9 protein-coding genes and 1 pseudogene are annotated in these 10,038 nt (G+C 67.5%); 2 read left to right on the top strand and 8 right to left on the bottom strand.

Features of this window, described 5'->3' with window-relative positions; all coding sequences use genetic code 11:
* The 3 genes and pseudogenes from ACKOQ4_RS13260 to ACKOQ4_RS13250 all read right to left on the bottom strand — a co-directional run.
* Positions 1-185: pseudogene (locus tag ACKOQ4_RS13260) on the bottom strand (D-alanyl-D-alanine carboxypeptidase); the annotation flags it as partial.
* A gap of 160 nt (positions 186-345) precedes the next feature.
* Positions 346-1,752 (bottom strand): aspartate aminotransferase family protein, encoded by a 1,407-nt coding sequence (locus ACKOQ4_RS13255; protein ID WP_526292557.1) that lies wholly within the window; start codon positions 1,750-1,752, stop codon positions 346-348.
* A gap of 14 nt (positions 1,753-1,766) precedes the next feature.
* Positions 1,767-2,255: an Lrp/AsnC family transcriptional regulator gene (locus tag ACKOQ4_RS13250; RefSeq protein WP_526292555.1), complete on the bottom strand. Its 489-nt coding sequence runs from the start codon at positions 2,253-2,255 to the stop codon at positions 1,767-1,769.
* A 67-nt stretch (positions 2,256-2,322) separates the two neighbouring features.
* Here ACKOQ4_RS13250 and ACKOQ4_RS13245 point away from each other — a divergent pair, with 67 nt between their 5' ends.
* Positions 2,323-3,795, top strand: a complete 1,473-nt coding sequence (locus ACKOQ4_RS13245) for an aminobutyraldehyde dehydrogenase (protein ID WP_526292553.1) — start codon at positions 2,323-2,325, stop codon at positions 3,793-3,795.
* Positions 3,796-3,802: 7 nt separating this feature from the next.
* On the opposite strand, the gene ACKOQ4_RS13240 is transcribed toward ACKOQ4_RS13245, so the two are convergent.
* The 5 genes from ACKOQ4_RS13240 to sdhC all read right to left on the bottom strand — a co-directional run bounded on the left by ACKOQ4_RS13240 (position 3,803) and on the right by sdhC (position 9,062).
* Positions 3,803-5,518, bottom strand: a complete 1,716-nt coding sequence (locus tag ACKOQ4_RS13240) for an amino acid permease (protein WP_526292551.1) — start codon at positions 5,516-5,518, stop codon at positions 3,803-3,805.
* Positions 5,519-5,597: 79 nt separating this feature from the next.
* Positions 5,598-6,395: a succinate dehydrogenase/fumarate reductase iron-sulfur subunit gene (locus tag ACKOQ4_RS13235; protein ID WP_526292549.1), complete on the bottom strand. Its 798-nt coding sequence runs from the start codon at positions 6,393-6,395 to the stop codon at positions 5,598-5,600.
* Between the two features lie 70 nt (positions 6,396-6,465).
* Positions 6,466-8,220: a succinate dehydrogenase flavoprotein subunit gene (gene sdhA / locus ACKOQ4_RS13230; protein ID WP_526292547.1), complete on the bottom strand. Its 1,755-nt coding sequence runs from the start codon at positions 8,218-8,220 to the stop codon at positions 6,466-6,468.
* A gap of 9 nt (positions 8,221-8,229) precedes the next feature.
* Positions 8,230-8,667, bottom strand: coding sequence for a succinate dehydrogenase hydrophobic membrane anchor subunit (locus tag ACKOQ4_RS13225; RefSeq protein ID WP_526292545.1), 438 nt, complete (start codon positions 8,665-8,667; stop codon positions 8,230-8,232).
* The gene (gene sdhC / locus ACKOQ4_RS13220) at positions 8,664-9,062 is read right to left on the bottom strand and encodes a succinate dehydrogenase, cytochrome b556 subunit (RefSeq protein ID WP_526292543.1); all 399 of its coding nucleotides are present in this window, start codon (positions 9,060-9,062) and stop codon (positions 8,664-8,666) included. The genes ACKOQ4_RS13225 and sdhC overlap by 4 nt, the downstream gene beginning before the upstream one ends.
* A gap of 95 nt (positions 9,063-9,157) precedes the next feature.
* Here sdhC and ACKOQ4_RS13215 point away from each other — a divergent pair.
* On the top strand, positions 9,158-10,038 hold an 881-nt coding region (locus ACKOQ4_RS13215), incomplete at its 3' end, for an adenosine deaminase (RefSeq protein ID WP_526292541.1).

Genomic DNA, 10,038 nt, shown 5'->3' with positions numbered 1-10,038 from the left:
CCGCACCCGCTGAGCGCCTCGCCGCCGGCCGGGGTGGCCGGCACCGGCAGCGGCTGCGGCGGGTCGCCCGCTTTGGGAACCTCCGAGGCGTCCACCGCCGGCGGCGTGGACACCTTGTAGGGACAGCTGTTGGGGTCCGGGGCCGGGACCGGATCGGCCCAGGCCAGGGCCGGAGAGCCGGTCATCACGACGGTGGCCGCGATCGCGGCGGCCCGCCTGATCAACCTCGCCATGGGATTGCAGGCTAGGCGATCCGGGCGCTGAAATCGGGGAAGCGCGCTGGGGCTGGTGTGGCTATTGTGACTGGCGGGCCGGCCCGGCGCGCGGCGTATCGCCGTTCCGGCCTCAGGCCCGGGTGCCGCCGCGGGTCTGCAGGAGGTCCCAGGCCTGGGTGAGCACCCGGCGCAGGATCGCCTCGATCTCGTCGAACAGGGCCTGATCGCTGATCAGTGGCGGGGCCAGCTGGATCACCGTGTCGCCGCGGTCCTCGGCCCGGCAGTACAGACCCGCTTCGAACAGTGCGCCGGAGAGGAAGCTGCGGATCAGCCACTCGGAGTCCTCGTCGTCGAAGGTCTCCCTGGTGGCTTTGTCCTTGACCAGCTCGATTCCGTAGAAGAAGCCGGCACCGCGAACTTCGCCGACGATCGGCAGATCCAGCAGCCGTTCCAGCGTCGCGCGGAAGGCTGGTGCGGTGTGCCTGACGTGGTCGACGAGGCCCTCCCGCTCGAAGATGTCGAGGTTGGCCAGCGCGACCGCCGCGGAGACCGGGTGTCCGCCGAAGGTGTAGCCGTGCGCGAACGCGGTGAAGCCGTCGTCGAACGGCTCGAAAAGCCGGTCCGAGGCGATCATCGCGCCGATCGGGGAGTAGCCCGAGCTCATGCCCTTGGCACAGGTGATGATGTCGGGGGTGTAGCCGAAGTCGCCCAGTTCGCTGGTGCAGCCGAACATCGAACCGATGCGACCGAACGCGCAGATCGTCTCGTCGGACACCATCAGCACGTCGTAGTGGTCACAGATCTCCCGGACCCGCTCGAAGTAGCCGGGCGGGGGAGTGAAGCAGCCCCCGGCGTTCTGCACCGGCTCGAGGAAGACCGCCGCGACCGAGTCGGGACCCTCGAACTCGATGGCCTCGGCGATCCGGTTGGCCGCCCACTGGCCGAACTCCTTGATGTCGGTGCGCAGTCCTTCCGGTGCCCGGTAGAAGTTGGTATTGGGCACCCGGAATCCGCCCGGGGCGACCGGCTCGAACGGCACCTTGAAGGTGGGCAGACCGGTGATCGCGAGTGCGCCGTGGGTGGTGCCGTGGTAGGCGGTGGCGCGCGAGATCACCTTGAACTTGCCGGGCTTGCCGGTGAGCTTGAAGTACTGCTTCGCCAGTTTCCAGGCGCTCTCCACGGCGTCTCCGCCACCGGTGGTGAAGAAGATCCGGTTCAGGTCGCCCGGGGCGTAGCCGGCCAGCCGCTCGGCCAGTTCGATTGCCACCGGGGTGGCGTAGGACCACAGCGGGAAGAACTCCAGCGTCTCGGCCTGCTTGGCGGCGGCCTCGGCCAGTTCCCGGCGGCCGTGCCCGACCTGGCAGGTGAAAAGCCCGGACAGCCCGTCGATGTAGCGCTTCCCGTTGCTGTCCCAGATGTGGACGCCCTCCCCCCTGGTGATGATGGGTGGGGTGATGCCCTTGCCGTGCCGGGCGAAGTGTCCCCACAGGTGCCGCTGGGCCTTGGCCGAAAGGTCGGTGGCCGGCTCGGTTCTCATCGGGTAACCCATCCTCATCGCGTACCCCAGCTGTACTGCTGTTTAACGAGTTTGAGATAAACGAGGGTCTCGGTGGAGGTCACGCCGGGTGTCGAGCGAATTTCGGTGTTGAGCACATCCAGGAGTTCCGCGTCGTCCGAGCACACGATCTCGACGATCGCGTCGTAGGTCCCGGCGGTGAGCACCACGTAGGACACCGACTTCAGTGCGGCCAGACGCTCGGACACCGTGGAGACGTCGCCCTGACAGCGCACACCGATCAGGGCCTGACGGGAGAACCCGAGCTGCATCGGGTTGGTGACGGCCACGATCTGCATCACCCCGGCGTCGATGAGCCGTTGCACCCGCTGCCGGACCGCTGCCTCGGACAGGCCCACGGCCTTGCCGATCCCGGCGTAGGAGCGGCGGCCGTCATGCTGGAGTTTCTCGATGATGGCCTTGGACATGTCGTCGAGACCGACCGGACCGGGATGACCGGGGGCGACGGCCCGTAATTCGTGCATACCGTCTATTATGCACGGAATCCGTCGTTTCAAGCAACTTATTCGACGGAATGCGTAGAATCGTGGCGTGATTTCTAGCAGTTGGATCGACGGCGCACCGGTGAACACAGCCGGCGTCCGTCATCAGGTCATCAACCCCGCGACCGGTGACGTGGTCGCCGAACTCGCGCTCGCCACACCCGCCGACGTCGACCTTGCGGTGGCATCGGCGCGGGCCGCGCTGCCCGGCTGGGCCGCGGCCACCCCGGCCGAACGCTCGGCGGTGCTGTTCAAGCTCGCCGAGCTGCTCGAGGAGAACGCCGCCGACGTCATCGCCGAAGAGGTCAGCCAGACCGGCAAGCCGGTGCGGCTGGCAACGGAGTTCGACCTGCCGGGCAGCATCGACAACATCGCCTTCTTCGCCGGGGCGGCCCGCCATCTGGAGGGCAAGGCCACCGCGGAGTACTCCGCGGACCACACCTCCTCGATCCGGCGGGAGGCCGTCGGCGTCGTCGCCACCATCACGCCGTGGAACTACCCGCTGCAGATGGCGGTGTGGAAGGTGATCCCGGCGCTGGCGGCCGGCTGCTCGGTGGTGATCAAGCCCGCCGAACTCACCCCGCTGACCACCCTGACCCTGGCCAGGTTGGCCGCCGAGGCCGGCCTGCCCGAGGGGGTGCTCAACGTCGTCACCGGGGCGGGTGCCGACGTCGGCCATGCGCTGGCGGGCCACCCCGGGGTGGACGTCGTGACGTTCACCGGCTCCACCGCTGTGGGACGAAAGGTCATGGCGGCAGCCGCTGTTGCCGGTCACCGGACCCAGCTCGAACTCGGCGGGAAGGCGCCGTTCGTGGTGTTCGGCGACGCCGACCTCGACGCCGCCGTGCAGGGCGCGGTCGCCGGCGCGCTGATCAACTCCGGGCAGGACTGCACCGCGGCCACCCGGGCGATCGTGGCGGCCAACCTCTACGACGACTTCGTCGACGGGGTCGCCGACCTGATGGGTAGGATCGCCGTCGGCGACCCGCAGGACCCCGACACCGACCTCGGCCCGCTGATCTCCCAGGCGCACCGCTCCAAGGTCGCCGGAATGGTCGACCGGGCGCCTGCTCAGGGCGCCCGCGTCGTCGTCGGCGGCAAGTCCCCGGACCTGCCCGGCTCCTACTACCTGCCCACGCTGCTGGCCGACGTCAGCGAGGACTCCGAGGTCTACCGCGACGAGATCTTCGGGCCGGTGCTGACTGTGCGGCCACACGCCGGCGACGACGACGCTCTGCGTCAGGCCAACGACACCGATTACGGGCTGGCCGCCTCGGCGTGGACGCGCGACGTCTACCGCGCCCAGCGGGCGTCGCGGGAGATCAAGGCCGGTTGCGTGTGGATCAATGACCACATCCCGATCATCAGCGAGATGCCGCACGGCGGTCTGGGCGCCTCAGGCTTCGGCAAGGACATGTCGGACTACTCGTTCGAGGAGTACCTGACTATCAAGCACGTCATGAGCGACATCACCGGGGTTGCCGAAAAAGGCTGGCACCGAACGATATTCAAGCTGCGCTGAGCTCAACTCAGTCGCCGGCGCCCTTTGTGAACTCCTCGCCGGTCTCCGGGTTCACCGCGGTCTCACCCGGCGGCAGGTTGGAAAGGTCGGGCGCGATGACCGTCGGCATGTCGCCGGAGTCCGGTAGGCCGAGGGTCGGTTCGACGTTCACCGGCGGCGCTAGCACCAGGTCGGCACTGGAGCGTCTGGGAAGCGTAAGTCCGTGGAAGAACGCCGGCGAGGCCAGCCACCACACGGCCATCAGCACCAGCCCGAGCAGCAGTGCGCCGATGCCCACCACCGCCACCGCGCCGTAGCCGAAGATGGTGACGTTGTTGCCGTCGTCATCGGTGAGCCAGTCCGGCTTGGCGTACTGGATGAGCCCGTAGACGAACACCGCACTGAGGATGAGCGCACCGAGCAGGGGAACCAGTCCGCGCATCATCAGGTCCCGCCCGGATCGGGTCAGGTGTTTGCGGTAGAACCACACGCAGGCGAACCCGGTCAGGCCGTAGTAGAACGCGATCATCAGGCCCACCGAACCGATCAGCGCCGTCAGCAGGTTGGGGCTGACCAGGGTGAAGAGCAGGTAGAACAGGATCGACACCGCGCCCATCGCGATCGTGGAGGTGGTCGGCGTCAGGTACCTGCGGTGGATCTTGGCGAACGCCTCCGGCAGAGCCTTGTAGACGCCCATCGACAGCGTGGTGCGCGCGGTCGGCAGGATCGTGGTCTGGGTCGATGCCGAGGCCGAGGTCAGGATCGACGCCGCCAGCAGTGCCAGGCCGATCTTGCCCAGCACGCTCTCGCCGAACAGGTCGTGGCCGACCGCGGCGAACACGTCGTCGGCGTTGTCCTGGTTGCCCAGTCCCACCCCCTGGTCGCCGACTCCGGCGAAGGCGATGGTCGCCACCGAGACGGTGGCGTAGGTGGCCAGCAGCAGGAAGGTCGAGATCACCGCGGCACGGCCCGGTGTGGTACCGGGGTCGTCGGACTCCTCGTTGCACGCCACGGCGGTGTCCCAGCCCCAGTAGATGAACAGCGCCGTCAGCAGGGCCGGGGCGATCACCGTGGAGAAGTCCAGTCCGGCCGGCCAGAACCAGTCCAGCGACGGCTTGATCGAGTAGGCCTCGGCCTGCCCGGTGTAGACCTTGAACAGTGCGACTGCTGCGAATGCGATCAGCACGACGAGTTCGATTCCCAACAGCGCGTACTGAAGTCGTGCCGAGACCTCGATCCCGCGGTAGCAGATGTAGGTCATGACGACGATCCAGATGATCCCGGCCACCGTCGAGGCGACGGTGCTCTCGGCCAGTTCCGAGGCGCCGAACAGGGTGAAGGAGTACGAGCCCGCGATCTGCGCCAGGTTGGCCATCACGATCACGTCTGCGGCGATGATCCCCCAGCCGCCCATCCAGCCGACCAGCGGCCCGAACGCTCTCGAGGCCCAGGTGAAGGTGGTGCCGCAGTCCGGCTCGGCCTTGTTGAGTTCCTGGTAGGCGACCGCGATCATCCACATCGGGATGAACGCCAGCAGGATGATCGCCGGGGCTTTGACACCTGCCAGCAGCGCGCCCCCGCTGGCGACGATGAGGCCGAGGCTGGCGGCCAGCGAGTAGGCCGGGGCGGTGGACGCCATCCCGACCACGACGCTGGAGAGCAGACCCAGTGCTCCGCCCTTGAGGCCCTTGCTGTCCACCGTCGATCCGGAAGCCGGGTCGAGGGTCAGTTCGCCCTTGCTCATGGCCACTCCTTGACCGTTGAAAGAACCGTGTTGAGACTACGGTTCCGGCCCGGATTACGCTCACCGGCCTCGCGGCGTGTCAGCGCGCGAACATCAGCGCGCGCTTGACCTCCTGTATCGCCTTGGTCACCTCGATGCCGCGCGGACAGGCATCGGTGCAGTTGAATGTCGTGCGGCACCGCCACACGCCGTCGACGTCGTTGAGAATCTCCAGCCGCTCGGCGGCGCCTTCGTCGCGGCTGTCGAAGATGAAGCGGTGGGCGTTGACGATCGCCGCCGGCCCGAAATAACTGCCCTCGTTCCAGAACACCGGGCAGCTGGTGGTGCAGCATGCGCACAGAATGCACTTGGTGGTGTCGTCGTAGCGGGCGCGGTCGGTCTGGCTCTGAATCCGTTCCCGGGTAGGCGGATTGCCGGTGGTGATCAGGTAGGGCTTGATGGCACGGTAGGCGTCGAAGAACGGCTCCATGTCCACCACGAGGTCCTTCTCCACCGGCAGTCCGCGGATCGGTTCGATGGTGACGGTCAGGTGGCTGCCGGCCTTCTTCGGCATCAGGTCACGCATGAGCACCTTGCAAGCCAGGCGGTTGACCCCGTTTATCCGCATGGCATCCGATCCGCACACCCCGTGCGCGCACGACCGGCGGAAGGTCAGGGTGCCGTCGAGGTAGCTCTTGGCGTAGATGAGCAGGTTCAGCAGTCGGTCGCTGGGCAGGCACGGCACCCGGAAGCTCTGCCAGCCCCCGTCGTCGGCGAACCGGTCCGGGTTCTCCGGGTCGAAGCGCGCGATTTTCAGCGTCACCATCGTCGCGCCCTCCGGGACGGGGGGAAGGGGCGGGTCCGCCGAGGAAACCGGGTCCGGTGCGATCGCAGTCATCGTCAGGCTTTCTCTTCGCGCAAGCGGCTCATCGTGAGTTCTTTCTCTTCGCGCAAGCGGCTCATCGTGGTCAGTACTTCCGCTCCATCGGCTCATAACGGGTCTGGACCACGGGCTTGTAGTCCAGCCTTATGTCGGACAGCAGGTCGCCGCCCTCTTTGTAAGCCATCGTGTGGCGCATGTAGTTGGTGTCGTCGCGGTTGGGGTAGTCCTCGCGGGCGTGCCCGCCGCGAGACTCCTTGCGGTTGAGAGCGCTTGCCACGGTCACTTCGGCAAGCTCGAGCAGGAAGCCCAGCTCGATCGCCTCGAGAAGATCGCTGTTGTAGCGCTTTCCCTTGTCGTGCACCGAGATTCGGGCGTAGCGCTCCTTGAGGGCATGGATGTCGGTCAGTGCCTGCTTGAGCGTCTCCTCGGTGCGGAACACCGCGGCATTGTTGTCCATCGACTGCTGCAGCTCGCCGCGGATGTCGGCGACCCGCTCGTTGCCGTGCTCGGAGAGGATGTCGGCCACCCAGTCGGTCACCATCGCGGCGGGGTTCTCCGGCATGTCGAGGTGCGGGTTGCCCAGCGCGTAGTACGAGGCGGCCAGCCCGGCCCGCCGGCCGAAGACGTTGATGTCCAGCAGCGAGTTGGTGCCCAGCCGGTTGGCGCCGTGCACCGACACGCACGCGCACTCGCCGGCGGCGTACAGCCCCGGCACGACGTGGGTGTTGTCGCGCAGCACCTCGCCGATCACGGTGGTCGGGATGCCGCCCATCACGTAGTGACAGGTGGGATAGACGGGCACCAGCTCCTTGACCGGGTCCACGCCCAGGTAGGTGCGGGAGAACTCGGTGATATCGGGAAGCTTGGCTTCCAGGACGTCCTCGCCGAGGTGGCGGACGTCGATGTAGACGTAGTCCTTGTGCGGCCCGGCGCCTCGGCCCTCGAGCACCTCGAGGACCATCGAGCGGGCGACGATGTCGCGCGGGGCGAGGTCGACGATGGTCGGCGCGTAGCGCTCCATGAACCGTTCGCCCTCGCCGTTGAGCAACCGGCCGCCCTCACCGCGCACCGCCTCGGAGATGAGGATGCCCAGGCCGGCCAGGCCGGTCGGATGGAACTGGTGGAACTCCATGTCCTCCAGCGGAAGGCCTTTGCGGAAAACGATGCCCAGGCCGTCGCCGGTCAGGGTGTGGGCATTGGAGGTGGTCTTGTACATCCGCCCCGAACCGCCGGTGGCCAGCACGATGGCCTTGGCGTGGAAGACGTGGATGTCGCCGGTGGCCAGTTCGTAGGCCACCACTCCGGTGGCCACCGGACCGCGCGGGGTCTCGGTGAGCACAAGGTCCAGGGCGTAGTACTCGTTGAAGAACTCGACGTCTTCCTTGACGCAGTTCTGATACAGCGTCTGCAGGATCATGTGCCCGGTGCGGTCGGCGGCGTAGCAGGCCCGACGCACCGGCGCCTTGCCGTGGTCGCGGGTGTGTCCGCCGAAGCGTCGCTGATCGATGCGGCCCTCCGGCGTCCGGTTGAACGGCATGCCCATCTTCTCGAGGTCCAGGACGGCGCTGATGGCCTCCTTGCACATGATCTCGACGGCGTCCTGGTCGGCCAGGTAGTCGCCGCCTTTGACGGTGTCGAAGGTGTGCCACTCCCAGTTGTCCTCCTCGACGTTGGCCAGCGCGGCGCACATGCCGCCCTGCGCCGCGCCGGTGTGGCTGCGGGTGGGGTAGAGCTTGGTCAGCACGGCCGTGCGCACCCGCGGGCCGGCCTCCACGGCGGCCCGCATGCCGGCGCCGCCTGCGCCGACGATGACGACGTCGTATTTGTGCTCCTGAATCATCGGCGTCCTCTAGGAGATGTTCGGATCGAAGGTCAGCAGGGCATAGGAGCCCACCGTGAGAACCAGCAGCATGGAAAACGCCAGCAGCGAGTTCAGCCAGAACCGGGTGGAGTCCTTGCGGGCGTAGTCGGCGATGATCGTCCGCATCCCGTTGCCGCCGTGCAGTTGGGCCAGCCACAGCATCACGATGTCCCAGATCTGCCAGAACGGGGAGGCCCACCGCTGGGCGACGTAGTTGAAGTCGATGCGGTAGACGCCGTTCTCCCACATCAGCCCGATGAACAGGTGCCCGATCACCAGGAACACCAGCACCACGCCGGAGAACCGCATGAACAGCCAGGCGTACTTCTCGAAGTTCGGCATACCGGTGTGGCGCCGCGGCGACCGCGGGTTGTCCAGGCTGGCCGGTCGGTCGTGGTCCTTCTCGCGGACCGGGGCCGCGGTCACAGGAACCGCTCCGCCATGTGCATGCCGATCACGACGGTGGACGGTATGAACAGCAGCAGCCAGATCGCCGCCACGCCCCAGAGCATCTGGCGCTGGTAGCGCGGACCCTGCCACCAGAAGTCCACCAGGATGACCCGCAGCCCGTTGAGGGCGTGGAACAGCACGCAGGCCACCAGGCCCAATTCCATCAGCCCGATGAGCGGGGTCTTGTAGGTGTCGACGACCTCGTTGTAGGCCTGCGGGCTGACCCGCACCAGTGCGGTGTCGAGCACGTGCACGAACAGGAAGAAGAACACCGTCGCGCCGGTGATGCGGTGCAGCACCCACGACCACATGCCGGGATCGCCGCGGTAGAGAGTCCGTCGCCGCACTCTGCCGGTCTGAGTGACACTCATCTGGGCCTCCACTGGGGTTCAGGTGGACTCTAACTCCTTTTGTACTGCCAAAAGAATGGCGCGGGGATGACGTCCGTGTCGGCACAATGGTGACAATGAGCACACCGTTGACGGCCGAGATGATCCGGCAGGCGCCCAAGGCGCTGCTGCACGATCACCTCGACGGGGGATTGCGGCCGGCGACGGTGATCGACATCGCCGGGCAGGTGGGATACCAGGGTTTGCCGAGCACCGACGAGGCGGAGCTGGCGGCCTGGTTCCGGAACGCCGCGCACAGCGGCTCGCTGGTGCGCTACCTGGAGCCGTTCGCGCACACCGTGGCGGTGATGCAGACCCCCGACGCCCTGCACCGGGTGGCCCGGGAATGCGTGGAGGACCTCGCCGCCGACAACGTCGTCTACGCCGAGATCCGGTTTGCTCCGGAGCTTCATCTGGCTCGCGGGCTCAGTCTCGACGAGGTTGTGGACTCGGTGCTGGCCGGTTTCGCCGCCGGTGAGCAGTCGGCCGCGGCCGCCGGCCGGACCATCGTGGTGCGCTGCCTGGTGACCGCCATGCGGCACGCGGCCCGGTCCCGCGACATCGCCGAACTGGCGATCCGGTTCCGGGACAAGGGTGTGGTCGGTTTCGACATCGCCGGCGCCGAGGCCGGGTACCCGCCGTCGCGGCACCTCGACGCCTTCGAGTACATGCGGGCCAACAACGCCCGCTTCACCATTCACGCCGGTGAGGCGTTCGGACTGCCGTCGATACACGAGGCGCTGGCGTTCTGCGGGGCCGACCGTCTCGGGCACGGGGTGCGGATCGCCGACGACATCGAGCAATTCCCCGACGGCACCGCGGGCCTGGGGCGGCTGGCCGCCATCGTGCGGGACAAACGGATTCCGCTGGAGATGTGCCCGAGTTCCAACGTGCAGACCGGAGCGGTGGCCAGCATCGAGAAGCACCCGTTCGACCTGTTGGCCCGGCTGCGCTTCCG

Origin of the sequence: Mycobacterium sp. (assembly GCF_046095365.1) — a bacterium.
Classification (GTDB): domain Bacteria; phylum Actinomycetota; class Actinomycetes; order Mycobacteriales; family Mycobacteriaceae; genus Mycobacterium.
Note: the sequence above shows the minus strand (reverse complement) of the source record. Positions and strands in the feature narration are given on the sequence as shown.

Bases quoted from the DNA above. Each gene is read 5' to 3' on its own strand.
- sdhA (WP_526292547.1), bottom strand. From the start codon at position 8,220: ATGATTCAGGAGCACAAATACGACGTCGTCATCGTCGGCGCAGGCGGC.
- sdhC (WP_526292543.1), bottom strand. From the start codon at position 9,062: ATGAGTGTCACTCAGACCGGCAGAGTGCGGCGACGGACTCTCTACCGC.
- ACKOQ4_RS13240 (WP_526292551.1), bottom strand. From the start codon at position 5,518: ATGAGCAAGGGCGAACTGACCCTCGACCCGGCTTCCGGATCGACGGTG.
- ACKOQ4_RS13250 (WP_526292555.1), bottom strand. From the start codon at position 2,255: ATGCACGAATTACGGGCCGTCGCCCCCGGTCATCCCGGTCCGGTCGGT.
- ACKOQ4_RS13235 (WP_526292549.1), bottom strand. From the start codon at position 6,395: ATGACTGCGATCGCACCGGACCCGGTTTCCTCGGCGGACCCGCCCCTT.
- ACKOQ4_RS13255 (WP_526292557.1), bottom strand. From the start codon at position 1,752: ATGAGAACCGAGCCGGCCACCGACCTTTCGGCCAAGGCCCAGCGGCAC.